At 61.4% G+C, this 25,195-nt stretch carries 24 protein-coding genes; 1 reads left to right on the plus strand and 23 read right to left on the minus strand.

Annotated features, from left to right (window positions below; genetic code table 11):
* The first annotated feature begins 288 nt into the window (after nucleotides 1-288).
* Nucleotides 289-780, plus strand: coding sequence for a hypothetical protein (locus tag HQL98_14345; protein ID MBF0273226.1), 492 nt, complete (start codon nucleotides 289-291; stop codon nucleotides 778-780).
* 113 nt (nucleotides 781-893) lie between these two features.
* On the opposite strand, the gene HQL98_14350 is transcribed toward HQL98_14345, so the two are convergent.
* From HQL98_14350 to murD, 23 genes are all read right to left on the minus strand, one after another.
* A complete protein-coding gene (locus HQL98_14350) occupies nucleotides 894-1,364 on the minus strand; it encodes a cytochrome c-type biogenesis protein CcmH (protein ID MBF0273227.1) in 471 nt (156 codons plus the stop codon).
* Nucleotides 1,361-1,900 carry a DsbE family thiol:disulfide interchange protein gene (locus tag HQL98_14355; GenBank protein MBF0273228.1) on the minus strand — a complete coding sequence of 180 codons (540 nt, stop codon included), beginning with the start codon at nucleotides 1,898-1,900 and terminating at the stop codon, nucleotides 1,361-1,363. The genes HQL98_14350 and HQL98_14355 overlap by 4 nt, the downstream gene beginning before the upstream one ends.
* Before the next feature lie 72 nt (nucleotides 1,901-1,972).
* On the minus strand, nucleotides 1,973-3,931 hold the full coding sequence (locus tag HQL98_14360) for a heme lyase CcmF/NrfE family subunit (protein MBF0273229.1): 1,959 nt from the start codon (nucleotides 3,929-3,931) through the stop codon (nucleotides 1,973-1,975).
* A gap of 42 nt (nucleotides 3,932-3,973) precedes the next feature.
* Nucleotides 3,974-4,429 carry a cytochrome c maturation protein CcmE gene (gene ccmE / locus HQL98_14365; GenBank protein MBF0273230.1) on the minus strand — a complete coding sequence of 152 codons (456 nt, stop codon included), beginning with the start codon at nucleotides 4,427-4,429 and terminating at the stop codon, nucleotides 3,974-3,976.
* Entirely contained in the window at nucleotides 4,426-4,563 is a 138-nt protein-coding gene (locus HQL98_14370) for a hypothetical protein (protein ID MBF0273231.1), read from the minus strand. The genes ccmE and HQL98_14370 overlap by 4 nt, the downstream gene beginning before the upstream one ends.
* Nucleotides 4,556-5,254 carry a cytochrome c biogenesis protein CcsA gene (gene ccsA, locus HQL98_14375; protein ID MBF0273232.1) on the minus strand — a complete coding sequence of 233 codons (699 nt, stop codon included), beginning with the start codon at nucleotides 5,252-5,254 and terminating at the stop codon, nucleotides 4,556-4,558. Before ccsA ends, HQL98_14370 begins: the two co-directional genes overlap by 8 nt.
* Nucleotides 5,255-5,266: 12 nt before the next feature.
* Nucleotides 5,267-5,932 (minus strand): heme exporter protein CcmB, encoded by a 666-nt coding sequence (locus tag HQL98_14380; GenBank protein MBF0273233.1) that lies wholly within the window; start codon nucleotides 5,930-5,932, stop codon nucleotides 5,267-5,269.
* Entirely contained in the window at nucleotides 5,926-6,654 is a 729-nt protein-coding gene (gene ccmA / locus HQL98_14385; GenBank protein ID MBF0273234.1) for a heme ABC exporter ATP-binding protein CcmA, read from the minus strand. Before ccmA ends, HQL98_14380 begins: the two co-directional genes overlap by 7 nt.
* Nucleotides 6,655-6,664: 10 nt before the next feature.
* On the minus strand, nucleotides 6,665-7,630 hold the full coding sequence (locus HQL98_14390) for an SPOR domain-containing protein (GenBank protein ID MBF0273235.1): 966 nt from the start codon (nucleotides 7,628-7,630) through the stop codon (nucleotides 6,665-6,667).
* Between the two features lie 381 nt (nucleotides 7,631-8,011).
* Complete coding sequence (locus HQL98_14395) at nucleotides 8,012-9,256, minus strand: hypothetical protein (protein ID MBF0273236.1); 1,245 nt, start codon at nucleotides 9,254-9,256, stop codon at nucleotides 8,012-8,014.
* A 44-nt stretch (nucleotides 9,257-9,300) separates the two neighbouring features.
* Entirely contained in the window at nucleotides 9,301-10,680 is a 1,380-nt protein-coding gene (locus HQL98_14400; GenBank protein ID MBF0273237.1) for a sigma-54-dependent Fis family transcriptional regulator, read from the minus strand.
* Entirely contained in the window at nucleotides 10,677-12,911 is a 2,235-nt protein-coding gene (locus HQL98_14405) for a PAS domain-containing protein (protein MBF0273238.1), read from the minus strand. The genes HQL98_14400 and HQL98_14405 overlap by 4 nt, the downstream gene beginning before the upstream one ends.
* Complete coding sequence (locus HQL98_14410) at nucleotides 12,908-13,477, minus strand: DUF4390 domain-containing protein (GenBank protein MBF0273239.1); 570 nt, start codon at nucleotides 13,475-13,477, stop codon at nucleotides 12,908-12,910. Before HQL98_14410 ends, HQL98_14405 begins: the two co-directional genes overlap by 4 nt.
* 16 nt (nucleotides 13,478-13,493) lie before the next feature.
* Complete coding sequence (locus HQL98_14415) at nucleotides 13,494-14,426, minus strand: UDP-3-O-acyl-N-acetylglucosamine deacetylase (protein MBF0273240.1); 933 nt, start codon at nucleotides 14,424-14,426, stop codon at nucleotides 13,494-13,496.
* 416 nt (nucleotides 14,427-14,842) lie between these two features.
* The gene (gene ftsZ, locus HQL98_14420; protein ID MBF0273241.1) at nucleotides 14,843-16,075 is read right to left on the minus strand and encodes a cell division protein FtsZ; all 1,233 of its coding nucleotides are present in this window, start codon (nucleotides 16,073-16,075) and stop codon (nucleotides 14,843-14,845) included.
* Between the two features lie 36 nt (nucleotides 16,076-16,111).
* Nucleotides 16,112-17,353, minus strand: a complete 1,242-nt coding sequence (gene ftsA / locus HQL98_14425) for a cell division protein FtsA (GenBank protein ID MBF0273242.1) — start codon at nucleotides 17,351-17,353, stop codon at nucleotides 16,112-16,114.
* A gap of 116 nt (nucleotides 17,354-17,469) precedes the next feature.
* Nucleotides 17,470-18,216 carry an FtsQ-type POTRA domain-containing protein gene (locus tag HQL98_14430; GenBank protein MBF0273243.1) on the minus strand — a complete coding sequence of 249 codons (747 nt, stop codon included), beginning with the start codon at nucleotides 18,214-18,216 and terminating at the stop codon, nucleotides 17,470-17,472.
* Nucleotides 18,198-19,184 carry a D-alanine--D-alanine ligase gene (locus HQL98_14435; protein ID MBF0273244.1) on the minus strand — a complete coding sequence of 329 codons (987 nt, stop codon included), beginning with the start codon at nucleotides 19,182-19,184 and terminating at the stop codon, nucleotides 18,198-18,200. The genes HQL98_14430 and HQL98_14435 overlap by 19 nt, the downstream gene beginning before the upstream one ends.
* 9 nt (nucleotides 19,185-19,193) lie before the next feature.
* Nucleotides 19,194-20,117: a UDP-N-acetylmuramate dehydrogenase gene (gene murB, locus HQL98_14440; protein ID MBF0273245.1), complete on the minus strand. Its 924-nt coding sequence runs from the start codon at nucleotides 20,115-20,117 to the stop codon at nucleotides 19,194-19,196.
* Nucleotides 20,118-20,123: 6 nt separating this feature from the next.
* Nucleotides 20,124-21,524, minus strand: a complete 1,401-nt coding sequence (locus HQL98_14445; GenBank protein MBF0273246.1) for a UDP-N-acetylmuramate--L-alanine ligase — start codon at nucleotides 21,522-21,524, stop codon at nucleotides 20,124-20,126.
* Nucleotides 21,517-22,635 carry an undecaprenyldiphospho-muramoylpentapeptide beta-N-acetylglucosaminyltransferase gene (gene murG, locus HQL98_14450; protein MBF0273247.1) on the minus strand — a complete coding sequence of 373 codons (1,119 nt, stop codon included), beginning with the start codon at nucleotides 22,633-22,635 and terminating at the stop codon, nucleotides 21,517-21,519. The genes HQL98_14445 and murG overlap by 8 nt, the downstream gene beginning before the upstream one ends.
* Nucleotides 22,632-23,828, minus strand: coding sequence for a putative lipid II flippase FtsW (ftsW, locus tag HQL98_14455; protein ID MBF0273248.1), 1,197 nt, complete (start codon nucleotides 23,826-23,828; stop codon nucleotides 22,632-22,634). The genes murG and ftsW overlap by 4 nt, the downstream gene beginning before the upstream one ends.
* Complete coding sequence (murD, locus tag HQL98_14460) at nucleotides 23,818-25,194, minus strand: UDP-N-acetylmuramoyl-L-alanine--D-glutamate ligase (GenBank protein MBF0273249.1); 1,377 nt, start codon at nucleotides 25,192-25,194, stop codon at nucleotides 23,818-23,820. Before murD ends, ftsW begins: the two co-directional genes overlap by 11 nt.
* Nucleotide 25,195: the final 1 nt, after the last annotated feature.

The raw sequence follows: 25,195 nt of genomic DNA on the forward strand, positions 1-25,195 counted from the left end.
TGCTCTTCGGTGATGCCAAGAAGATGCTGGACGAAGTGCTCAACCATTTGCGTGCCTCTGCTTAAGTGTTGCATACTCCCCCGCAAGGGGGAGTCCCGCCTTTCAGTCCCCCGGACTCTCTTTGGTTGCAACGCATTGAAAAAAAAGAGAGGGTCTGGGGGATTCCTCCCCCAGGGTTTTGCTTTTTTTATTTCTTTTTCAATTTCAATTACGATTGTCGAGATCCATGATGCGCGTTCCCAATCGGGAAAGGCGCTTTGAGGGATTCATTTGACGAGGAGAATCAAGGTGGATGAGCAGGTAGCGGACATGGTGTTGAAAGCCCTTGCGCGGGGTCTGGAGGCCGATCGACTGGCGGCCAGTGGTCAATTCGACGAGGCGTTGCGGATTCATCGGGAGGAGGCGATTCCGGTCTTCGAGCAGGCTGGCGATTGGCGCTCCAAGGCGGTCACCCAGGGCAAGATCGCGGACCTGCTGGCTTCCCAGGGGCAATTGGAGGAGGCGTTGTTGCTGCTGCGGGAGGAGGCGTTGCCGGCTTTCGACAGACTGGGTGATTTGCGGGATTGCGCCATCGTGTTTGACCGGATCGCGTTTATTCACGAAATCCGGGGGGAGTGGGCCGAGTCATTGGGAGTCCGTCAGGCAAAGGAGTTGCCGATTTATGAGGCGCTCAAGGATCAGGCCGCTTGTGAGGTGACTTTGCAGCAGATTGAGCAACTGCGCGTGGAGTTGGAACCTCATGCCGCGAAGGTGAAAAGCAAGAAGAAAAAGAAGAAATGAATGGTTTTGGTGGGTGATTGAAAAGAGTTAAGGTCGTGGGGCGCTGCCCCACACCCTGCCAGGGTGGTAACCACCCTGGACCCGTGATGATGGGGAATTGCTTGGGCTTGGAATTACATGCGGAGTTGATCCAATTCTTTTTGAATGCGTTCTTGCATGGCGGCGTGGGTGGGAACGGGCTTGACGTTCTCGTTGGCCCGTTTGCGCCATTGCCGCATGGCAAGCCATAAGGCCAGACCCCCGATTCCCAATCCGATGAACGGGGCGCTCCACAACAGAGTGTTCATGCCCTGTGTGGTGGGTTCCAGGTAGATGTAATCCCCGTAGCGTTGAAAGAAATAGTCCCGGATGGCCGTTTCCTGTTCTCCGGCGGCGACCTTGGCGCGGATCACGTTCAGCATGTCCTTGGCCAGATCGGAGTTGGACTCATAGACCGACTGGTTCTGACACACCGCGCAACGCAGATCCTTGGCGATGTGACGCACCATGGCTTCGGTGGGGTCTTCCCCCCGGAGTTCGGCCAGCGCCGGGCCGGGCATCGCCAGCAGCCAAGCCAGCAACAGCAAGGGAGGAAAATGTCTCATTTGACCTCTCCTTGCATCAGGGGCAGGGCGCGTTGTTCGAACCAGCCGGGAAACAAGGGACCGGTGTGCTTCATGCGGATGGTGCCCTTGGGGTCCACGAGATAGGATTCCGGCGCGCCGTACACCCCCCAGTCGATGGCGATTTTTTGTGTCGGATCCTGGGCGTGGGGATAACCCGGATTGCCGTGGCGGGCCAGGAACGTGCGGGCGGAATCCGGATTGTCGCGGAAGTCCACACCCAGCATCACGAAGTCGGAGCGATTTTTGGTTTGTTTCGCCAGTTCGATCAGATAGGGATGCTCGGCCACACAACTGACGCACCACGACCCCCAGAAATTGACCAGTACCCATTTGCCCCGATGGGCCGACAATTGGACCGGCTGATCCCCCTCCAGAGCCGGGGCGGTGAAGTCGTTCGCCGGGCGGTTGACCAGCGGGGAGGGGATCTCCCGGGGATCGTTTTTCAGTCCCAGGGCGAACAGGAGCAGAATGGCCATCACCGCCCCCAGCAAGACGATTTTCCACAGTCCATTCATGCCTTGTTCTCCTCGTGATCCGCTGGCCTTGCCGTGAATGGGATTTTATTGATCCGGAGTGCCGGTTGAGGCTCAATCCGCACGTCGTTGCAGCCGTCGTCCCTGCAACATGGCCCAGAAGACCCCCACCACCATGATCCCGGAACCGATCCAGATCCACGACACCAGGGGCGTGCGATAGATGCGGAACGCCCACACCCCATCCTTGACCCCATCCCCCAGCACCACATACAGATCCTCCCGCCAACTGCTGTGGATGGCCGCTTCGGTGGTGGGCTGGGAGTGTTCGCTGTAGACCCGTTTTTGTGGTCTGAGCATCAAGGTGGCCTCACCGGGGCGTTCGGCGCGGATGACCGCCTCGTCGGCTTGCCAGTTGCGGCGGGCGGTTTTGTCCATGGATTCCAGGGTCAGGCTCCATGAGCCGATGCGCATGGAATCTCCCTTGGCCAAGAACAGGTCCCGTTCCTCCTGAAAGAGTCCGGAGCCGACAAAGCCGGCCACCATCACCAGGGTGCCGAGGTGCACCAGCATGCCGCCGTAACGCCGTTTGTTGCGGGTGACGAGGCGCAGAAAGGCACCGGGAGCGGAGAGGGATTCCCGGCTCATGCGGGTTTTGATGTTGCGGAGCAGGTCTTTGAGATGGGTGGCCCCGACAAAAAGAATCAGCCCTGTGGCGATGGCGCCGGAAGGGTGGGTGACGCCGACCAACGGGGCGACCAGCATGCCGATGAGGCCGATGATCCCGGCGGGCAGGAACTCCTGACGCAGTTTGGCCAGCGATGCCCGTTGCCAAGGGATGAGGGGTCCCAGGCCCATCAGGGCGAGCATGCCGAGCATGATGGGGATGAACACCTTGTTGTAATAGGGGGCACCCACCGAGACCTTGGCGGTGGAAAGGGTTTCGACGGCCAGGGGATACAGGGTGCCCAGCAGCACGGTACAGGCTCCGGCCACCAGGAACAGGTTATTGATCAGGAATGAAAACTCTTTGGACCAGGGGCTTTCCAGTTTCGGGGTTTCCCGGAGTTGGTCGGATTTGGCGGTGAGCAGTCCGAAGGAGAACAGCAGCAGCGCGGACATGAACATCAGGATATAGACCCCCCGTCCCGGATCCGTGGCAAAGGCGTGGACCGAAGAGAGCACCCCGGAGCGCACCAGAAAGGTGCCCAGCAGGGAGAGGGCGAAGGTGGTGATGATCAAAAAGAGGTTCCAGGTTTTGAACATGCGGCGTCGTTCCTGGACCATGACCGAGTGCAGAAAGGCCAGACCGGTGAGCCAGGGCATGAAGGAGGCGTTTTCCACCGGATCCCAGGCCCAGTATCCCCCCCAGCCCAGTTCATAGTAGGCCCAATAGGCGCCGAAGACGATGCCGATGGTGAGCATGGCCCAGGAGAACAGGGTCCAGCGGCGGGTGGCCAGGATCCATTCGCTGTCGCCTTGTGAGGTGATCAGGGCGGCCATGGCGAAGGCATAGGGGATGGCGAAGCCCACATAGCCCATATAGAGGAACGGGGGATGGAATACCATGCCCGGATCTTGCAACAAGGGGTTGAGATCCCGGCCATCCGGGGGGGGTGAGAGCAGCCGTTCAAAGGGGCTGGACAAGAACACCACCAGCAGCAAAAACCCCAGCAGCAGTCCGCCATTGATGGAGAGCACCCAGGGCATGGAGACCGGATGGGTGTTCCAGTGTTTCCAGGCGGCGATGGCGACGAACAAAGAGAGCATCCAGGCCCACAGCAGCAGGGATCCTTCGTGTCCGCCCCACATGGCTGTGGCCAGATAGAACACCGGCAGCTTGAGTGAAGCGTGTTCGGCCACGTATTGCACCGAGAAGTCGTGTTTCAGAAAAGAGGCGATCAGCCCGGCGGAGGCCAGGGTGAGCAGGGCGCAGATCATGAAGGCGGCCTGTCGGGCCACCCGGATCCAGACCATCCGTTGCCAGCGCAGTCCGATCCATGGGGCGATCAGCATCAGCCCGGCCAGCATCAGGGCGATCAGGGTGGAAAAGTGGGCGATTTCGATCCACATGGTGTTTTCGGGGAGGCTCTTGGCAAGTCTGAAGTGAATGGATTATTTCAGGGATTTCATCAGCGATTCTTTGGATTTTGCGATGCCCTGCTCGCTCATTTCCACCGGCACATAGTCTTCGCTGTGTTTGGCGAGGATGGTATCGGCGCTGAAATCCTGTCCAGATTTCCAGGTGCCTTCCACCACCACGCCCTGACCTTCCCGGAACAGGTCGGGGACCATGCCATCGTAGCGCACCGGGATTTGGGCCTTGCCGTCGGTGACCAGGAAGCGGATCTTCAGGGTGCCGGCCTCCCGCACCAAGGATCCGGCTTGGACCATGCCGCCGACGCGAATTTTCTTGCCGTCGAGTTCCCGTTGTTTGGCGACCGCTTCGGCGGGGGTGTGGAAATAGACCAGGGCGCCGGTGAAGGATGAAAACACCAGAGCCGCCAGTGATCCCCCCACCACGAGTACGGTGAGAATGAGAAAAAGGCGTTTGTTGGCGAGGGGTTTCATGGGGTTCCGGAGTCGTGTTGATCGAGTTGTTTCTGGAGCCGTTTCCAGGACAGGTGCCAGTGCAGGGTGTAGCCGCCATAGACGGCCAGGGCCAGCAGATAGACGGCGGCGATGTAGGGGGTATAGTCATTCATCGGGGTGCATCCTTGCGGATTCCAGGGCGTCCAGATGGCGACGGGCTTCGATCTGGCGGGCTTTGACCGTCACCATGAACAGTCCCATGAGGATAAACGCGCCGGAGAGGATCAGCAATGGGGGAAGCAGCGGTCCGGAGATGTGAACTCCGGAATTGCCCGACGCGGCCATGGAGGGGGGTTGATGCAGGGTGCGCCACCACACCACGGAGTAGTGAATGATGGGCAGGTCCACGGCGCCGATGATGGCCAGGATGGCGGTGGCCCGGGCGCCCTTGATGGGATCGTCCAGGGAGTTGCGCAGCACCATCAACCCTTTGAACAGGATCAGCAGCACCAGCATGGAGGTGAGGCGTGCATCCCAGGCCCACCAAGTGCCCCACATGGGTTTGCCCCAGATGGAGCCGGAGGCCAGGGTGATGGCGGTGAAGGCCGCGCCCACGGAGGTGGCGGCCTCGGCGAGGATGTCGGCGGTTTCGGAGCGTTTCCAAAGATAAAGCACCGAGGCCACGGTGACGAACAGATAGCTCAACAGGGCCATTTTGGCGGAAGGCACATGGATGTACAAAATGCGCACCGCGCCGCCTTGTTGGAAATCCTCGGGGGCGCCGTAGACGAACCACAGCCCCACGGCCAGCATCGCAAGGGTGGCTATGCCCGTGAGGGTTTGAATTTTTTTAAGGATTTTCATGGTGTTGTCGGTTCACTCCTCCACCAGCCAGCCGAAGGCCCAGGGGGCCATGGCGAGATAGACCAAATCGAAAATGATCAACAGCTTGAGCCATGGGATCACCTCGCCATCCTGGAGCAGCACCCCCGCGATGGCCTGGACTCCGGCAATCAGCATCGGAGCGGTCAAGGGGAGCAGCAGCAGGGCCAGCAGGGTTTCCCGGGAGCGGGCGCCCCGGGTCATGGCGGCCAGAAGGGTTCCCAGACCGGTCAATCCCAGGGTGCCCAGGGTGAGGATGCCGAGGATCGCCGGCACATGGCCCCAGGCATCGACGTTGAACAGCACCAGGGTCAGGGGGAGTATCAGGAATTCCACCAGCAGGGTCAACAGGAGATTGCCGAGCCACTTGCCAAAAAAGATCACGCCACGGGGTACCGAGGCGAGCAGCAATCCCTCGAAGGCGCCATCCTCCTCTTCGGCCTGGAAGACCCGCCCCAGTCCCACCAGCGTGGTGAACAAGGTGGTGGCCCACAACAGACCCGGCAGCAGACGCAAGGCCTCTTTGCGGTCCGGTTCAAAGGCGGCCTGAAACACCACCAGCACCGAAATGGCGAAAAAGAGCATGGACGACAGGGTGGCGCGACGACGCAGGTCTCCGGCCACATCCTTCCAGGCGATGCGATAGACGGCCTTCAGCACGGGAGCGGCTCCGGAGCGGAGGCGTGAATGGGGGTGAGTACGCCCCGCGCCAGTTGATGGGGGCGATGGGGCAGGGCGGCCACCCGTTCCGGGTCGTGACTGGCCATCACCAGGGCGCCACCGTGGCGCAGGTAGTCCGTCAGGATGGCGTTGAGCCACTGGACCCCTTGGGTATCCAGGGCGGAGTAGGGTTCGTCGAGGAGCAGCAGCCGGGGATGGGCCAGGAGCATACGGGCCAGGGCCAGCCGTTTGCGCATGCCGGCGGAAAACCATTGCACAGGCTTGTCCGCGGCTTTGGCCAGACCCACGGTTTCGATGGCTTGGCGCAGCCGGGATTCCGGGAGGTTCAGGCCCCGCAGATCACGGAAGAACAAGAGATTTTCCACCGGGGTGAGATGGCCGTAGAGATGGGTCTGATGGCCCACGAACAGCAATTTGTCCCGGGCTTCGTTGCCGTATCGGGTCACATCCAGGCCATCCAGCAGATAACGCCCCTGACGGACGGTCAAGAGGGTGGCCAGCAACGCCAGCAGGGTGGATTTGCCGCAGCCGTTGGTCCCGTACAAGGCCACGCACTCTCCCTGCCGCACGTTCAGATCGATGCCCTGGAGCACCCGATGGCGACCGAAGCGGTGATGCACCCCCTCCAGTTGGATCACCAACGGAGTGGATCCAGGGTCGGAGGGGGGAGCGGGGAAGGAATCGGTGGAAGAGTGGGTCATGCCATTGGGGCTACTGGTTCGGTCCGAGGACCGTCCCCTTGGCGCCGGCCTTGGCGTTGGCCAGATTGGCGGCCTGCTGGGCCCGGGCCTGGGTGGGGAAGGGACCGAGACGGACCCGGAACACATTCTTTTTCCCGGCCTTTTGAGTGTTTTGATAGACGGGCATGCGTTTGCCGTCGAACATCAGGTTGGACAGCTTGTTGGCCAGGGCGGTGGCGTGTTCGGTATCGTTGAACGAGGCGACCTGGACCGAAAACCCGCTGGGCGGTGGGGTGGCGGGTTTCTGGAGTGGTTTGTCGTTGGTGTCGGCGGCATCCTCGGAGTCGTCGGCCTGATTTTTCTGGGCATTTTTGGCCTGTTGACGTTTCGGGGGCGAGCCGAGGGCGGAGTTGGGATCGTTGCTGTGGTCGGAGCGATCCTGATCCTGGGCCGAGGGCTGGGGGGGATGGGCGGGTTCGCGCTGGGGCGCCGGAGGCGCGGTGCGGGATCCGGAACCATCCGCCGCCATGCGGGGCATGGGGGGAGGAGCCGCATGGGAGTCGCCGGGGGTGTTCTTGGCCGGGGTCAGACCGCCGTCCCGGGAGAGGGGGCGGGACTCCAGACGGGCCGACTCCAGGGCGGAAGCCTCTTTGGGGTTCCAGGCTTCCTGGGGTTTGGAGGCATCCGGTTTGCCGCTGTTGTTGTCGGGAGCGGTCAGATCCTTGGCGTCGATTTCGACCTTGGATTCGGATTTGTTTTGGGCTCCTTCCGGATTGAAAATCGGGGCCGGAGCCACCTGGGTGAGCCAAGCGGATTTGTTGCTGTCTGCGGTGCGGTCCCCGACTTTGACCTTGGGGGTGGGTTGCGTCTCTTTTTCGGCGATGAGATCTCCGGGGGTGCGGACCATGTTGAAGACCACCACCATGAGGATCAGAACAAGAATGATGCCGCCGGTCACCAGAAACAGGAACTGTTCGCGATTGGGTGATGCTTTCATAAGAGCCTTATCGGATGTCGTGTTTGGTTCGTGTTTGAGAAGACGGTCCGCGACCGGTCTACGCGCCCTGCGGATTGAGTCCGGTTTATTTTGCAATAAATGAGCCATTCCAATCCTTGACGCCTCTCTTTTTGGAGCATCCGTTTCAATTATGGTAAGCCAAAGCCGGGGGTTCTTCAAGCGTTCGGGCCGGGATCGGCCTTATATCGGGGAAAAAAGAAAAACGGGGTGGGGGAAGGTTGGGCGATGCCTTCCATCACAGCGGCGTCATCGCCGTGTGGGAGGGGTCTGCGAGGCATGGATGTTTTTGGCCTTGCGACCCAAAAGGCTTCTTGGAACAGCAGGTTCCTTCAGGCGATGCCATGGAGTCCGGAAGGGGACTCAGGGCGAGAGATGTTCTTGTAAACATTCGATCAGTTCGGTGGAGATGCCGGTGATGGTGGGATCGTTTTCAAAGTGGTGGCGGGTGATGAACTGAAAGACCGTGTTGGTGTGGCCGGTCTTGGCCGCCAGGACGCAGCTGACCACCAACAAGGTGACGCCACGGGAGATGTGTTCGTATTTGGCGGTGGCCGGGTCGCCGAACAGAATCCGGGCAAAGGGCTTGATCAATTTTTCGTTGTGGCGGATCAACTCTCCGGCTTCCATCACATTGGGGATGTCCAGATGGCAGCAGACTTCGGTGAGGGTGATGATGCTCTGGGTCTTGAAAATCAACCGGGTGTCGTAGTGGTCGGCGATTTTGCGGTCATAGGCGTTGATCAAACGGTTGTCCAGCACAAAGCGCTCCATATCCTCCTGACGGATCAGGCAGGCTGTGGGCGGTTTTTCCAGCAGGCCCGGCTTGGGGGTCTGGGGCGGGGCGTTTTTTGGGGGGGGTGGCGCGATATTTCTGGCCTCGTCTCCCAGGGGAATGGGCTCGAAGGGCAGATCCGGCAGGGGAGGCAGGGTGTCACTCGCCTCGAATCCCGCATCCACATGACGGGTCGCCTTTTTGGCGTGATGGGCGAAGGGCTTGATCTGGTTGAGTTCCAGATCCGCCAGCTCGAACAGGGAGGTGACCCGGGCATACTCCCGTTGTTTGTGGGGCGGGCAGTGTTCCCGGGTCTGAAAGCCCAGGTGCTTGTTGATCTCCAGCCAGGCGTGCTGCAACACCGAACGGATTTGCAACTCCACCAAGAAACCCCGGAAACGACGGTATTCGATCAGCTCCAAGCGGTTGTCCAGTAGTCCCACCTGGAGGTTGGTGGAGGTGTAACCGAACCGGTTGGGATCGCTGGTTTGGGATTTGGGCTGTTCCGGAGAGGCGAACACATTGAACTCCCGCCGGATGATCTCCGAGATGACCTGCACCTCCTCCTCGAAATAGGTGATGATGCGAATGCCCGCGATATCCGGCACGTCGTTGAGGGTGGCATAGGGTTCTTTCGGACTCTGGAGCTTGTCGACCAGACTCTCCTTTTCCTTGATGCGACCGACAATCGAATGGATCTTCGGACCATCGGGCACGATGAACTCCTTGATCAGCGTCAGGGTCCGATCCAGGAAATCCTGATAGGTTTTCTTTTGCTGGTCGTATTGCAGGAGGATCTTGTCGATCAACACCGAGTCGAGTGGCTTCATCATGCTGCTCCAGGGAGTGGTTCCCAATCATTCATTTTTTGATTGTATCAGTCCAACCCCAGTGTTTTCAACTTCCGGTGCAGCGCGGAGCGCTCCATGCCGATCACCTCGGCGGTGCGGGAGATGTTGCCATTGTGGCGCGCCAGCTGGGTCTTGAGGAAAATCCGTTCAAAGGCCACCCGGGCGTCCCGAAGATTTTCGTTTTCCAACAGGGTATCCCAGGGGGTATTGGTGGGGGTGGCGCCGGGTTTTTGATGGATGAAGGCGGGCAGATCCTCCGGATCGATCACCGTGCCCGGGGCCATGATCAGCAGCCGTTCCACCAGATTTTTCAACTCCCGCACATTGCCGGGCCAGTGGTACTGGGCCAGACAGGCCATGGCCGCCGCGGAAAAAGAGCGCGGTTGTGGCAGAGCGGCCTGATTGATCTTGAGAAAATAGTCCACCAGAGGTTTCAGATCCTCCAGTCGTTCCCGCAAGGGCGGAATGGCGATGGGGATGACATTCAGCCGGTAGAACAGATCCAGCCGGAAGCGGCCCTGATCGATTTCGGTTTGCAGATCCTTGTTGGTGGCCGCGATCACCCGCACATCCACCTGGATCGAACGCCGTCCCCCCACCCGCTCGAAGCGGCGCTCCTGGAGGGCGCGCAGAATCTTGGCCTGGGTCTTGAGGGACATGTCGCCGATGGAGTCCAGAAACAAGGTACCTTTGTTGCTTTGTTCAAAGCGGCCCGCCTGGGTGATCTTTTGGCCGGTGGGACCGGTGGTTTCCAGGCCGAACAGTTCGATTTCGATGGACTCTTCCGGAATGGCCGCCGAATTGACCGCGATGAACGGTCCCGCCGCCCGGTTGGACAGGGCGTGCAGCCGTCGGGCCGCCACCTCCTTGCCGGTACCGTTATCGCCGGAGATCAACACCCAGCCTTCGGTGGGAGCCACCCGCAACAGTTTTTCTTCCAGGACGCGCATGGCCGGGGAGTCCCCGATCATCGGCGGCACCGAGTCCATTTGGGCCTTGAGTTCCCGGTTTTCCCGCGCCAGATCGTAGGTGCGGATCGCCCGGTCCAGCAGCAACAACACCCGATCCAAAGAGAGGGGTTTTTCCAGGAAGTCATACGCACCTTCCTTGGTGGCGGAGACGGCGGTTTCGATGGTGCCGTGTCCCGACATCATGATCACCGGAATTTCCGTTTCCCGTGCGCGGTTTTTTTCCTGATTTTTGATGCGTCGCAGGGTTTCGATGCCGTCGATGCCGGTCATCCAGATGTCGAGGAGAATGGCCGCCACCTCGTATTGTTCCAAAACAGCCAGCCCCTCTTCCCCGGAGGCGGCCTCGATGACCGCGTACTCCTCGTCTTCCAGGATGCCCCGCAGGCTGGTGCGGATCGCCTCTTCGTCGTCGATGATCAGAATGGTTGGGTTCATGGCAGTGGGATGTGCTCCTGATCCGCAGCGTGGGACAGAACCGGGGCCGGAGTCGCCACCCCTTGAATCGGCAGGCGGATTTCGATCAGCGCGCCATTCCATTGGGATTGGCGGATCCGGATGGTGCCACCGTGATCCTCGATGATTTTCTTGACGATGGCCATGCCCAATCCGACTCCCGTGGCCTTGGTGGTGAAGTAGGGTTCAAAAATGCGGTCCCGGTCGCCGGGGGGGATGCCGGAACCCGAGTCGGCGATCTGAATGCGCACCCAGTCGCCATTGTCCGTAACCTCGGTGGAAATGGCAAGAAAACTCGATTCGTTGCGTTCGCGAATGGCCGCCATGGCGTTGGAGACCAGATTGGTGAACACCTGTTTGATTTGTCCCCGGTCGTGGGAAAACAGGGGCAGATCCGGGGTGAACTCCGTGGTGACGGTGATTTTTTCCAATTCGGCCCGGTGCAGCAGCAACACCTCCCGAATGCCGGTGTGCAGGTCATTGGGGGTGAGTTCGGGTCTGGGCAGACGGGCAAAGGTGGAAAATTCGTTGACCAGTACCCGCAACTCCTCCACCTGATTGATGATGGCATTGGTGCCGTCGTCCAGCACCTGCCAATCCGGGCAGGTGTCGGTTTGATGTTTCATGTATTTGCGGCGCAGACGCTGGGCCCATAACTGGATCGGGGTGAGGGGGTTTTTGATTTCATGGGCGATGCGGCGGGCCACTTCGCTCCAGGCCCGGCTGCGTTGCGCCAAGAGAATGTCGGAGATGTCGTCGAAGGTGGCGATGAAGCCGTGACTGACCCCGGCGCCGTCATCCAGGGGGGTGACCCGGGCCATCAGGGTACGGGTACGGTCCGCGCCTTGGATTTGCATCTGGAACTGGGTGGCGTTTTCTTCGGAGCCGTTCGGATTGGTTTGGGAGGCCCGTCGGGAATTGCTTTGGGCCAGGGGGGTGAGCATGGATTCCGGGAGCAGGGCGCGGTAGTGGTGACCGATGGCCTGTTGACTGTCGATGCCCAGCAGCATGCCGGCGGCGGGGTTCATGAGGGTGATCTCCCCCCCCCGGTTGACGCTGATCACCCCGGCGGAGATGTGCTGCACGATGGCGGCCATGAAATGGCGTCGTTCTTCCAGCAAGGCGTTGGTGGCTTGGAGTTCGTCGTGGTTTTCCTGGAGCTTGCGGGTCATGGCGTTGAAGGCGGCCATGAGGGTGGCCAGTTCGTCGTTGCCGGTGACCGACAAGGTGACGGTCAGATCTCCGATGGCCACCTTGCGGGCACCGACGATCAATTCGGCGATGGGATCGGTCAGGTCGTCGGCCAGGCGGAATCCCGACCAGATGGCCGCCAGAATCAGCAGCAGGGCGATCAGAGCCAAAGTGACGGTATGGTTGGCCTTGAGCAGTCCGTGGGAGGCGCGCAGATTGCGGTAGTCCACGTAGACCGCTTCGGTGGTCTCCAACTGGCCAAGGATTTGACGGTCGATCCAATGGCCGGTGGAAAGCACATAATTGTCGTCCAGGGGGACAAAGGCCCGCACCCGGTCTCCGGCATCGCTGGTGACCACCAACGCCTTGGAGGCTCCTTCCATGAGGGCGTCCAGGTCGGGGAGGGGATCGAAGGGCAGTTCTCCGGCCCGGGCGATGCGGGTGCCGTCCGGACGCAGAATGGCCACCTCGTCCAGACCCCGGGCGGTGCGTTCCACCTCCAGGACCGCGGAGAGGGCCTCATCGTCATCCAGGGTCAAAGAGGAGGCCACGGCCCGGTTGCGCACGATGCCTTCGGCGTCGTGGCGCACATTGCGTTGGCTCTCCCGGTAGTAGGAGCGGGAGACATCCAGGGCCGTGTCCATGGCCCGGGAGATCCGGTCGGAAAACCAGGAGTCCACCCCCCGGTTGAGAAAGTTGACCGACAGGATGGCGATGATCAGGGTGGGCAGCAGGGAGAGGGCCACGAACATCAGGGCCATGCGGGTCCGGAGCATGGAGCCGGTGCGTCGTTGTCTGCGGTCGAGCCAGAGCCGGAAGATGTGGCGCAGCACCAGAAAGCCCAGCGCCAGCGCCAGAAACAGGTTGACGTAGAGCAGAATCAGGAACGCCACCCCATAGTCGCCACTGCCCACAGCGGCGGCGCCCCGCAATCCCTGGGCCGTCAAGAAGGTGATGGTGGCCACCACCACCAGCACCAGCACCAGATACCACAGACGAAACGGTTGAAAGAACGGTTTCATGGCAGTTCCGACAGATGGGTGAAATCCATGGATTGGTTCAGAGTCAGCCAGCGATCCAGGAGCCGGAACATGCGGGACATTCCTTCCTGGGTGATCGAGACCCGGGTTTGCAGTTGGTAATGGACGCCCGGAAGCGGTTTGAAGCGGGAGTGCAGCAGAATGAAGCGGGGATTGGCGAAAAAGCTCATGGCTTCGTCTTCGTCGCTGGTATAGTGAACCAGACTGCTGTTTTCCTCCCGCAGTTCGTAGCGTTCGGTGATCAGGCGCATACGGATGTGACGCTGGATCTCTTTGTCCAGGATGCGGACATTCGGCAGCCACTCATGCAGGCGCATCACGGTGAAACGATAGGTGGCCAACAGGGGGTCGCCCTGTTTGAGTTGCAGTTCGATTTTGTCCTGGAACGTCGGGTTCAAGGAGACCTGGGCGAAGAGCTTATCGCTTTGGAAGACCGGGCTGGCCTCTTGGATGACGGGTGTGTTCTCGGGGAGAGGATCCCTCCCGCACCCGGAAAGCAGGATCGCCAGCAGGGCGATCCAGGCTGTCACGGGGCGGGAGGGGATCAAAAAGGGCGGAGCCTGCTCACATGGAGAAGGCGACGGCGGCCTGGCGCACCCGGGGCACGGCGGTCGGGACATATTCCGCGAAAGAGGCATGTTCGGTGGACTCCACCAACTCCCAGGCATCGGTGCGGGCCAGGAGTTTGCGCAAAAGAAGGTTGTTCATGGCGTGGCCGGAGCGGACACCCTTGAAGTGGCCGAGAATCGGACGGCCCAGCAGATAGAGGTCTCCGATGGCGTCGATGATCTTGTGACGCACGAACTCTTTTTCGTAGCGCAAGCCCCCTTCGTTGAGGATTCGGAAGTCGCCGATGACGATGGCGTTATCCAGGGAGCCTCCCCGGGCCAGACCGTTGGCCCGCAGGGTTTCCAGATCCTTGAGGAATCCGAAGGTCCGGGCCCGGCTGATGTCCTTGATGAAGGTGGTTTCGGTGATGTCGATTTCCACGCCCTGCTCGGCGAGCAAAGGGTGATCGAAATCGATGTGGAAGCTCAAGCGGAACTGGTCGCAGGGGTGGAACGAGGCCCGTTTGTTTTCGTGGGAAACCGAAATGGATTTCTTGATGCGCAACCACTTTTTGGCGACCCGTTGTTCCACGATGCCGGCACACTGGATCAAAAAGACGAACGGAGCGGCGCTGCCATCCATGATCGGCACTTCCGGGCTGTCCAGGTCCACGTAGGCGTTGTCCACACCCAGGCCCGCGAACGCGGCCAGGAGGTGTTCCACGGTGGAGACTTTGGCCCCATCGGCGTTGGCGATGGTGGAGCACAGTTGGGTATCCACCACATTTTCCACCCGGGCCGGGATCAGCGCCCCCCCCAGGTCGATGCGGTGGAAGACGATGCCGGTGTTTTCCGGCGCCGGTCGCAAGGAGAGATAGACCTTGTTGCCTCCATGGAGGCCGATCCCGGTGCAACGGATGGTGTTCTTGAGTGTGCGTTGAAAAACCATGTCAGTAGGTTCCGTTAAATATGATCCATTGTTGGGACCCATTTTTTTCGGGCATTCATGGGAGATTTAGAGTTCTTGAGTCGCGCTGGTGTCAATTTGACGGCGGCTGAGAGGCTCTGGCAACTCCCAATGTTTCGGTTATGCTGGTTAAAGCAAGTATAGTGCCAACACACAAACATGAACGCTCAACTGTAATCAAAAATTTCAATATACCGGAGATTGCGACTCTGGAGAAGGAAAAAAGCAGCGGGCAGGGGCGGTGATGCCCAAAGTCAAGGGTGGTTTTTGCTGGAGGAGGGATAAAAAAAGGCGGTCTCTTTGGATGTCGAGAGACCGCCTTGAAAAATTCCGGTATCGGGATGTTGTCCACCGCGTTTGATGGCGAACGCCCTGGTGTTTGGGCTGTCGGGTGGTTGTCAGTCCATCTGGCGACGCAAGAAGGTGGGGATGTCGAAGGTGTCTTCGTTGTTGGATTGTTCGATGCCGCCGTTGTAGTCATCCATGTTTTTGCTGGCGCGGCGGAAGGGACGGACCACCGTGGATTTTTTGGGATCCGTGGTGTCGTTCAGACCGATGTCCTTGCCTGGGGGGGTGACGGCTTTGTAACCGGGACGGGGGGCGGGTTGTTTGTTGGTGGTTTGATTCTTGGGGGAGGAGAGGTTTTCCTTGGTGGGGAAGGCGACCTGTTCCGCGCCGCCGATGCCGGTAGCCACGACCGTGACCCGGACCGAATCCTCCATGGATTCGTCGAGGACGGCCCCGACCACGATGATGGCGTCGTCGTGGACCATGTCCTTGACCACCGTAACCGCCTCATCCACCTCCTGGAGGGCCAGATTGTAGCCGCCGGTGATGTTGATGAGCACGCCCCGGGCACCATGAATGGAGATTTCATCCAGCAACGGGCTGGAGATGGCCTGGGTGGCGGCATCCAGGGCGCGGGTATCGCCGGTGGCCTCTCCGGCGCCCATCAGGGCGTGACCCATTTCGTTCATGACCGTGCGCACGTCGGCGAAGTCCACGTTGACCAGACCGGTGATGGTGATCAGGTCGGTGATGCCCCGGACCGCCTGCAACAGCACGTCGTCGGCCTTGCGGAAGGCTTCGAGGATGGTGGTGTTCTTGCCGACGATGCTCAGGAGTTTCTGGTTGGGGATGGTGATGACCGTATCCACGTGATCCCGCAGTTGTTTAAGTCCCTCTTCGGCGTACTGGAGGCGACGGCGACCCTCGAAGCCGAAAGGCTTGGTGACCACGGCCACGGTCAGGATGCCCATCTCCTTGGCCAACTGGGCGATTACCGGAGCGGCGCCGGTTCCGGTGCCGCCGCCCATGCCGGCGGTGATGAAGACCATGTCCGCCCCTTCCAGGGACTCCTTGATGCTTTCGCGGCTCTCCTCGGCGGAGCGCATGCCCACTTCGGGCTTGGCGCCGGCCCCGAGTCCACGGGTGATGTTGACGCCGATCTGCAGACGGGTCGGCGCCAGATTACGGGCCAACGCCTGGGCATCGGTGTTGGCCACGATGAATTCCACCCCTTCGAGTTGGGCCTGAATCATGTTGTTGATGGCATTGCCACCGCCACCGCCGACGCCGATAACCTTGATGATCTGCAACGGTTCCGCTGTCGTCTCGAATTCAATGGCCATGAGAACCCCCTTCCAGGATAGTGACGCGCAAGTTCATTAAAAAATTTCTCCAAACCATTCTCGCATGCGTTGGAACACGTTTTTGATGGGGATTCCACCGGGTTCCGGCTGCATGCGACGACCAATTTCCCGTTCGTTGCGACTGGCCCACTGCACCAGACCCACGGCGGTGGCGAAGACCGGACTGGAAACCACATCCGTCAATCCCCCCACGCCTTGGGGGAATCCCCGTCGCACCGGTTTGTTGAACACCTCTTCGGCCAGTTCCACCATGCCATCGGTAATCGAGGAGCCTCCGGTAAGCACCACTCCGGCGGCGATATGCTCTTCAAAGCCCGAACGGGCGATCTCCCGGTTGACCAGGGTGAACAGTTCTTCGACACGGGGTTCGATGATTTCCGCCAGGATGTGGCGGGCCAGGGAGCGGGCCTTGCGGTCGCCGATGCTGGGCACTTCGATGGTTTCGTCGGTGTTGATCATGGCGGCCAGGGCGCAGCCGTATTTGCGTTTGAGCTGTTCGGCTTCCCGGGTGGGGGTGCGCAGGCCCACGGCGATGTCGTTGGTGAGGTGATCCCCGCCAATGGCCAGTACCGCCGTATGTTTGATGTGACCTTCCGAAAAGATGGCGATATCCGTGGTGCCGCCGCCGATATCCAGCAGACAGACGCCCAGTTCTTTTTCGTCTGCGGTCAGCACGGATTCCGAGGAGGCCAGTTGTTCCAGAATGATGTCACCCACGTCCAGGCCGCAGCGGTTGACACATTTGATGATGTTTTGCGCCGAGGCCACGGCTCCGGTGACGATGTGGACCCGGGCTTCCAGGCGTACCCCGTGCATGCCCAGGGGTTCCTTGATGCCGTCCTGGCCGTCGAGAATGTACTCCTGGGGAATGACATGCAGGATTTCTCTGTCCATGGGGATGCTTTGCGCCCGGGCTGCATCCAGCACCCGGCTCACGTCGCTTTGGGTCACCTCCCCGTCCCGGGTGGCCACCACGCCGTTGGAGTTCCCACTCTTGATGTGTCCCCCCGCGATTCCGGCGAAGACCATGTTGATTTCCACCCCGGCCATCATTTCCGCCTCTTCCACGGCCATGCGGATGCTTTCCACCGTGGAGTCGATGTCGATGACCACCCCTTTGCGGAGTCCTCGCGATGGGTGGGTGCCGATGCCGATGATGTCCAATCGTCCATCCGGTTGTGTATCCGCCACCACACAACAAATCTTGGTGGTGCCGATATCCAGACCGACGATCAGGTTTTGGTCCTGTTTGGGCATAATCAACCCGAAAATGTTTGTTGAACCGGGCCCCTGCGGGCATCCTCTGTTTGAAAAAACATGTTCAATCTACGTCATGCGCGATCATTTGCGTTTTTTCTTTGGATCTCGGTCTTCTAAGTGGCCGGCGGCTGACGTCGCGGGTCGAACTTTTCCGGCAGGGGCGGTTCCAGATGGGGCTCCGGTCGCACCGATATGCGATTGGCGATGCGCAACTCAACCTGACGAATGCGAAGATCCAATATCTTGTAACGTTTCTGTAACCTATGCAAGAGACTAAGTTCCTGTTCCGCTCGATTCGACAACAACAACTTGACACCCTTGCGGGTATACAGGATCCAGCCTCCGCCCGGTTGTCCCACCGCTTCGGAGATTTGATCCTTGATCCAGGCCTGTTTGTCCAGCAGATTCAAGATCCACACGACCTGGGCCGCCTGGTTGGGTCCGGGTGTCGGCGTGACCACGGGCAAAAGCAGCGGATCGGTTTTTTCATACGGCTTGATGGGCATGCCGTATTCGTCCAGTACCATCAACCGGTCATCTTTTCTTCCCAGCCCCACGGCGCTTTTTTCCGACAGCACCACCGTCAATGTCGAAGGAAAAAGACGTTTTACCCGCACCGAGTGGATCCAGGGAAGGGATAATAAACGAGAGCGTATATTTTCCGGGTCGATGGTCAGCAGATTGGTTCCCTTGGGGGTATCCATGATCTGCATCGCCACCTGGTTGGGAATATTCACCAACCCCCGGATATGAATGGTTTCCAGCGGAAACCAGTTGGTCCGCTTGATCGCCTCCCATCCCTGATGGCCCAGCAGGCCACCCACCATCAGGAGCAGAATCGTCAGAAGTCCGCGGGACATGTTTCCAACCCGGCGCTGACCAGAATCCGTTCCGCCAGATCATCGAAGGACCACCCGATGGCGCCCGCCGCCTTGGGTGCCAGACTGGTGGCGGTCATGCCGGGCAGGGTGTTGATTTCCAGCACCCAGGGGGTTTGTTCCGCGTCGATGATCATGTCCACCCGATACAGGCCGCGACATCCGGTCACCTGTCCGGCGGCCACTCCCGCCTCCGTGGCCCGTGCCATGGCCTGCTCCGACAGCCCTTCCGGTGGAATCAGATAGCGGGTCGTTCCCCCCGAGGCGTATTTGGCCTGATAGTCGTAAAAACCCGGTCCGGGGCGGATTTCGATCAAGGGCAGAGGGGTGTCGTCGAATACCGCCAGGGTCACTTCGGTGCCCCGGATTTCTTGTTCCACCAGCACCCGGACCTCATCCGTGCCGTCGGCCTGCGCCGCCAGCAGCAGTCCCGCCCGCAGGCTGTCCGAATCTTGCGCCCGGCTGATGCCCACGCTGGATCCGGTGCTCATGGGTTTGACGAAACACGGCAGGGGCAAGGTGAGTTGGGCCATGCCGGCTTCCGGGTTGTCCCCGGGAAAACGCAACTCCTCCCAGGGAGGGGTCGGAATGCCCGCGTCGCGAAACAGCCGTTTGCTCAACAGTTTGTTCATGCACAAAGCCGACGCGCCCACAAACGAACCGGTGTAAGGAATGCCCAAAATCTCCAGCATGCCCTGAATGGTGCCATCTTCCCCGCCGGCTCCGTGCAGGGCCAGCACCGCCACCGCCACCCGGTTTTCGAGGAGGGTGGCGGCCAACGCCCGCCCATCCGCCGGATCGATGGCTATCGGGTTCCAGCCCCGGCGCTCCAGGGCCGCCAACAGGGCCGCGCCGCTTTTCAAGCTCACTTCCCGTTCCGGCGAGGAGCCTCCCATCAGGACCGCCACCCGTTTTCCCGCAGCCAGGGCTTGTTTGAGCCGTTCGATCATGGTGATCCGTCACTCCCATCCCACCAGTTTGACTTCCGGTTCCAACAGGATGCCGGAGTGCTGTTCCACCTGCGTTTGCGTCTTGTGGATCAAGGCCCGCATGTCCGTTGCCCTGGCCCCGCCCAGATTGACGAAAAAATTGCAGTGTTTGGTCGAAACCTGGGCATTGCCCACCCGTGCGCCCCGCAATCCCGCCTGCTCAATCAGCGCCCAGGCCTTTTCACCCGTGGGCGGATTTTTGAACACACTGCCCGCGCTGGGTTTGTCCAGAGGCTGGGAGAGGCGTCGCCGCTGGTTGAAGGCCCGCATCCGCTCCCGCACCCGTTGGGGATCGTCCAACAAAAAAACAAAACGGGCGCTGGTGAAAATCCAGTCACCCGGACATTCGCACTGTCGATACCCCAGGCCCAACCCAACCGGATCCAACACCCGACGGCTACCGGAAGAGTCCAGCACCTCGGCTTCCAGCAGAAGATCCTTGATCTCCCCGCCATAGGCTCCGGCGTTCATGCGCAACGCCCCGCCTACGCTGCCCGGAATCCCGGCCAGAAATTCCGCGCCGGTCAATCCCAGACGTCGGGCGAAATGGGCCAGACTCTGTGTGGTCGCTCCCGCGTCGGCATGGATCACCCAGGGGGCGTCGGGGGAATGCTTCAAGGATTCGGTAACAGTATAAATCCGATTCAGTCCCCGGGTCAAATCCAGAACCGCACCGTCGAACCCTTTATCGGCAATCAGCAGATTGCTGCCCCCCCCCAGAGTCTGACGGGGCACCCCCACGGGCCAGCGGGCCAGCAGGTCGGACAGTTCGGCCACCGACGACGGGGTGATCAGCCAGCGGGCCGGACCCCCCATGCGCCAGGTGGTCCGTTCCGCCAAAGGCGCGTCTGCCACAACGGGGGTGGCCAGGGAAAGATGGGCAAAGGGATTCATGGCAGGTCAGGAGGCCGCGAAATCCCTGGCCCGATGGCTGATGCTGCCGGCTCCCAGAAATAGGGCCACATCTCCGGGTCTGAGCAGGGATTCCAGGGCTTCGCGCCAGTGTTCGCCACCGGGGAGCGGTTGGGTGTCGATGCCGCTGACTTCCCGGATTCCCTGCACCAGGGGGGCTTGACCGCCTCCCGCCAGGGGGCCCGGCAACGGAGTCTCTCCCGCCGGATAGATCTGATCCACCAGGGCAACGTCGGCGTCGGTGAAACAGCCGAGAAATTCCTGAAACAGATCCTGCACCCGGCTGTAACGGTGGGGCTGGAAGATGGCCACCAGCCGTCGGTCTCCGTAGGCCTCCCGGGCCGCCGCCAGGGTGGCGCGGATTTCCGAGGGGTGATGGGCGTAGTCGTCGATGATGGTGCGCTGGGGGGTGTCCAGCAGAATGTCGAAGCGGCGTCTCACCCCCCGGTAACGCTCCAGTCCGTTGAGGATCGACTCCCAGGGGATTTCCAACTCCCGGGCCACGGCGATGGCCGCCAGGGCGTTTTGCACATTGTGGCGACCCGGCACCGGAATGGCCGCCTCCCCCAGAACCGTGGGTTGTCCGCCGTCTTCGGGATTATGGAACACCACCTCGAACCGGGTCCGGCCCCGTTCCCAGCGGATGGCGCGGGCTTGCAGATCGGCGCCGCTTTCCAGGCCGTAGGTGACGACGCGTTTTTCTTCCAGGCGCAAGGCCAGTTCGGCCACCTGGGGGTGGTCGTGGCACAACACCGCCAGACCGTAGAAAGGAATCTTTTCCAGGAAATTAAAATAAGCCTGCCGTACCGCCTCGAAGTTTTTGTAAAACTCCATGTGCTCCGGGTCCATGTTGGTGACCACCGCGATGGTGGGAAAAAGCTTGAGAAAGGTCCCATCGCTTTCGTCCGCCTCGGTGACCAGAAAATCCCCCCCTCCGAGCCGGGCATTGCTGCCGAAGGCCTTGACCACCCCGCCGTTGACCACGGTGGGATCCATGCCGGCTTCACCCAGCAGGGTGGCGGTCATGGAGGTGGTGGTGGTTTTGCCATGGGTTCCGGCGATGGCGATGCCGTATTTCATGCGCATCAGTTCCGCGAGGATTTCGGCCCGGCGGGCCACGGGAATCCCCAGACGGCGGGCTTCCTGGATCTCCGGGTTGGCCAGGGTAATGGCGGAGGAGCGCACCACCACATGGGCGTCGCGCACGTGTTCCGGGGCGTGGCCCACGCGAATGGTGGCCCCCAGATCCTTGAGCCGTTGCACCGAGGCGTTCGCCGCCATGTCGGAGCCGGAAATCTGATAGCCCAGATTGAGCAACACTTCGGCAATGCCGCTCATGCCGATGCCGCCAATGCCCACGAAATGAAATTTGCGGATTTTATCATACATGGGAGTGGGTTCCTTGGGGCGCCAGAAGTTGCAGTATTGCGGTGATCATGTCGGCTGCGGCCCGGGGACGGGCCAGGGTCCGGGCCAAGTCCCCCGCCTGGATCAGGCCATCGGGATCCTGGAGACGGTCGGCCAGAAAGTTGGTCAACCAGGATACGTTAAACTCTTTTTGCTCCCGGGTCCAGGCTCCACCCGCCGCCGTGAGGGGACGGGCGTTGGCGGTTTGGTGGTCGTCGGCGGCGAAGGGGTAGGGAACCAGCAAAGCCGGGCGTCCGGTGGCGGCCAACTCCGCGATGGAAGAGGCTCCGGCCCGGGCGATCACCAGATGGGCCTCTTGATAGGCGCTGACCATGTTTTGAAAGAACGGCTCGGTTTGCGCCGGAATCCCCGCCTGGGCGTAACGGGTCCGCACGGTTTCCAGATCCTCCGGTCGGGCCTGCTGGCGTACCGTGATGCGCAGACCGGTCTGACGATGCAGCCGGATGATGGCCTCGGGCACCACTTCGGTAAAGACGTGGGCACCCTGGCTGCCGCCGAAAATCAGCAGCCGGAACGGCTCTCCGGGGGCCGGGGGTACCAGGGGGGGAAAGGGGTGGACAAAGGTGCCGCCCACCGGATTGCCGGTTTCCAGGGCGTGGCCGGGGGGAAAAAAGGTGGTGGCCTGGGCAAATCCGGTCAAAACCCGGTTGGCGAGGCGTCCCAACAGCCGATTGGTCAGACCCGGAATGGCGTTTTGTTCGTGGAGTACCGTGGGAACGCCCATCAAGCGGGCGGCGGTCACCGCCGGAGCCGAGGCGTATCCTCCCATGCCCAGGACCCCGTGGGGGGCGAACTCCCGCACCACCCGTCGGGCTGCCGCCACCGCCAGGGGCAGTCCCGCCAGGGTGCGGAGCCGGTCCAAAGGCCCGCTGCCTTTGAGACGACCGATTTCCAGCGTAATCAGCCGCTTGCCCCGGGCCGGAATCAACTGGCACTCCATGCCCCCCTGGGCGCCGACGAACAGGGTTTCTCCCCCTGCGGCTTCCCAGGCGTCGGCTACCGCCAGGGCGGGAAACAGATGTCCTCCGGTGCCACCCCCGGCGAGCAGCAACCGTTTGCCGGCGGGATTCATGAGGACTCCCGCGCGGTGGCGCCACCTCCTCCCCTGGCCGCGGCGGGGGGGACGGTGCGCGAAAAGGCCAGCAACAGCCCGATGGACGACAAGGTGATCACCATGGACGATCCCCCATAGCTGACCAGGGGCAGGGTCAAGCCCTTGGGGGGGAGCAGTCCCATCACCACCGCCATGTTGGCGATGGCCTGGGAGGCGACGAGCATGGTCAGACCCACGGTACTCAAGCGCACGAAGTGATCCTGGGTATGGCGGGCAATGAGCATGGCCCGCCATACCAGCAGCATGAACAGGCCGATGATGGTCAAGGTCCAGAACAGTCCCAGTTCCTCGCCGATGACCGCGAAGATGAAATCGGTATGGGATTCTGGTAGATAGAACTGTTTTTGCTGTCCTTCCCCCAGTCCGGCCCCCATGACTCCACCGCTGCCGAAGGACAGCAGGGATTGCACCAGTTGGAAGTCGCTGTTCAGGGGGTCGTCCCAGGGATCCAGGAAGGAGGTGACCCGTCGGAAGCGGTAGGGGGCCATGATCACCCCGGCTGCGGCCAGGGGAATGGCGGCTGCGGCCACGGCGGCGATCCAGGAGAGGGGCATGCCGGCGATGAAGATCACCGACATCACCACCACGCCACAGATCAGGGTGGCCCCGAAGTCCGGTTCGGCCATCAGCAGGGCCGCCCCCAGACCGAACAGTCCCAGCAACGGCAGCAACCCCTCTCGGAAGTAGCGTACCCGTTGGGGTTCCAGGGCGAGCAGATGGGAGATGTAGAGGGTCAGCACCACCTTGAACGGCTCCGAGGGCTGCAAGGTGAAGACCCGCAGATTGATCCAGCGTCGCGCCCCGCCGCCTTCCATGCCGATGCCGGGAATGAAGACCAGAAACAACAGAAAAATGATCACCCAGAAAGCGGTGCGGCTCAAGGTGCGGATGGTGGGAATGGGCAGGCGGCTCAATCCGGCCATGGCGATCAGGCCCGTGAGGGCGAAGATCGCGTTGCGCAGCGCGTAGTGGGTGGGATCGTCGTATTTGCGCAAGGCGATGGGGGATGAGGCGGAATAGACCATCACCAGCCCGATCAACAGCAGCGTGAAGGCGCTTCCGGCCAGCCACAGATCGATGGAACCCGTGCCCGGATTCTTGTCGTCGTCGATCCAGGGATTGCGGGTGGAGGAGGAGGGTTTAGAGCTCATGGACAGCCTCGCGGAATCGATCGCCGCGCTCCTCGAAGTTTTTGAACATGTCGAAGGAGGCGCAGGCCGGAGAGAGCAGCACGGATTGTCCGGGGGTCGCCAGCGTGCGGGCCAGACGCACCGCCTGGGTCAGGTCCGCCACCCGGTGAATCCGGGGACCGTTGTTTTGCAGGGCCTGGGCGATGTCGTTGGCGGACTCCCCCAGCAAGATGGCGTGGGTGACCACCTGGGCCGCCACCGGAGCCAAGTCGGAGAACGCCCCTTTTTTGTCCCGTCCCCCGGCGATCAGCACCACCCCGCCTCCCGACTCCCCGGGGGGCGCGAAGGAGCGCAGGGACATGAGGGTCGCCCCCACGTTGGTGCCCTTGGAGTCGTTGAAGTAGTCCACCCCGTCGAGATGACGCACCAGTTCCATGCGGTGGGGCAGGCCGGGAAAGGTGGTCAGCACCGCGATCACGGTGGCGATGGAAGCACCGGCTTCCAGGGCCGCCGCTGCTGCTGCCGCCGCGTTGGCCTGATTGTGGGCGCCCCGGATGCGGATTTGCTTCAGGGGCAGGATCGGTACGGGCGTGGAGAGACGGTGATCGATCAGTTGGCCGTCTTGGGTGTACAGGCCGCCGGGCATGGCCCGTTCGGTGGAAAACGGGATCACCGTCACCTGGCGTTGGGCGAGTTCCTCCCGGTCTGCGTCCAGCAACGGATCGTCGGCGTTGAGGATCACCCGATCACCGGGCCGGGAATTCGCGAATAGGCGTCGTTTGGCTTGGCGATAGCCTTCTAGGTCCGGGTAGCGGTCCAGGTGGTCCGGGGTGAGGTTGAGGTGGACCGCCACTTCCGCGTGGAAGGCGTCGATGCTCTCCAACTGAAACGACGACAGTTCCAGCACATAGGCGCGGATTTCAGGATGCCACAACTCCAGAGCCGGCATGCCCAGATTGCCGCCTGTCGCCGTGGCGATGCCCTGATGACGCAACATCTCTCCGATCAGGGTGGTGACCGTGGATTTGCCGTTGGAGCCGGTGATGCCGACAAAGTGGGCATGGGGGCTTTCCTGGCGGACGTGGCGGTGCAGCCACTCCACGTCGTTGAGAATCGGGATGCCCGCCGCCAGCAGCGGAGCCAGTTCCGGCAGCGCCCGGGGCACCCCCGGAGAGAGCAGTATGGTCCGGCAGGCGGCGAAGGCCTCGGTGGGCAGGGGATTGCCGCTGCGCATGACCATATGGGGCAGGTCGGCCAGGGGCCGGGTCGCTTCAGGACGGGCGTCCCAGACCAGGGTGGGCACGCCACGGGCGCTCAGAAAGCGGGCGGCGGCGCACCCGGAACGGCCCAGGCCGAGAATGCCGATGGGTGCCGGGGAAAGAGTCATC

It is taken from the genome of Magnetococcales bacterium, from assembly GCA_015231755.1.
In the GTDB taxonomy this organism is placed as follows: Bacteria; Pseudomonadota; Magnetococcia; order Magnetococcales; family Magnetaquicoccaceae; genus Magnetaquiglobus.

Excerpts from the sequence above, each read along its gene's own strand:
- ccmE (MBF0273230.1), bottom strand. The coding sequence starts at position 4,429 with ATGAAACCCCTCGCCAACAAACGCCTTTTTCTCATTCTCACCGTACTC.
- murB (MBF0273245.1), bottom strand. The coding sequence starts at position 20,117 with ATGAATCCCTTTGCCCATCTTTCCCTGGCCACCCCCGTTGTGGCAGAC.
- ccsA (MBF0273232.1), bottom strand. The coding sequence starts at position 5,254 with ATGAAAATCCTTAAAAAAATTCAAACCCTCACGGGCATAGCCACCCTT.
- ftsA (MBF0273242.1), bottom strand. The coding sequence starts at position 17,353 with ATGCCCAAACAGGACCAAAACCTGATCGTCGGTCTGGATATCGGCACC.
- HQL98_14395 (MBF0273236.1), bottom strand. The coding sequence starts at position 9,256 with ATGATGAAGCCACTCGACTCGGTGTTGATCGACAAGATCCTCCTGCAA.
- HQL98_14435 (MBF0273244.1), bottom strand. The coding sequence starts at position 19,184 with ATGATCGAACGGCTCAAACAAGCCCTGGCTGCGGGAAAACGGGTGGCG.
- ftsW (MBF0273248.1), bottom strand. The coding sequence starts at position 23,828 with ATGAGCTCTAAACCCTCCTCCTCCACCCGCAATCCCTGGATCGACGAC.
- HQL98_14430 (MBF0273243.1), bottom strand. The coding sequence starts at position 18,216 with ATGTCCCGCGGACTTCTGACGATTCTGCTCCTGATGGTGGGTGGCCTG.
- HQL98_14415 (MBF0273240.1), bottom strand. The coding sequence starts at position 14,426 with ATGGTTTTTCAACGCACACTCAAGAACACCATCCGTTGCACCGGGATC.
- HQL98_14350 (MBF0273227.1), bottom strand. The coding sequence starts at position 1,364 with ATGAGACATTTTCCTCCCTTGCTGTTGCTGGCTTGGCTGCTGGCGATG.
- HQL98_14405 (MBF0273238.1), bottom strand. The coding sequence starts at position 12,911 with ATGAAACCGTTCTTTCAACCGTTTCGTCTGTGGTATCTGGTGCTGGTG.
- murG (MBF0273247.1), bottom strand. The coding sequence starts at position 22,635 with ATGAATCCCGCCGGCAAACGGTTGCTGCTCGCCGGGGGTGGCACCGGA.
- HQL98_14360 (MBF0273229.1), bottom strand. The coding sequence starts at position 3,931 with ATGTGGATCGAAATCGCCCACTTTTCCACCCTGATCGCCCTGATGCTG.
- ftsZ (MBF0273241.1), bottom strand. The coding sequence starts at position 16,075 with ATGGCCATTGAATTCGAGACGACAGCGGAACCGTTGCAGATCATCAAG.
- HQL98_14355 (MBF0273228.1), bottom strand. The coding sequence starts at position 1,900 with ATGAATGGACTGTGGAAAATCGTCTTGCTGGGGGCGGTGATGGCCATT.
- HQL98_14400 (MBF0273237.1), bottom strand. The coding sequence starts at position 10,680 with ATGAACCCAACCATTCTGATCATCGACGACGAAGAGGCGATCCGCACC.
- HQL98_14445 (MBF0273246.1), bottom strand. The coding sequence starts at position 21,524 with ATGTATGATAAAATCCGCAAATTTCATTTCGTGGGCATTGGCGGCATC.
- ccmA (MBF0273234.1), bottom strand. The coding sequence starts at position 6,654 with ATGACCCACTCTTCCACCGATTCCTTCCCCGCTCCCCCCTCCGACCCT.
- HQL98_14390 (MBF0273235.1), bottom strand. The coding sequence starts at position 7,630 with ATGAAAGCATCACCCAATCGCGAACAGTTCCTGTTTCTGGTGACCGGC.
- HQL98_14370 (MBF0273231.1), bottom strand. The coding sequence starts at position 4,563 with ATGAATGACTATACCCCCTACATCGCCGCCGTCTATCTGCTGGCCCTG.
- murD (MBF0273249.1), bottom strand. The coding sequence starts at position 25,194 with ATGACTCTTTCCCCGGCACCCATCGGCATTCTCGGCCTGGGCCGTTCC.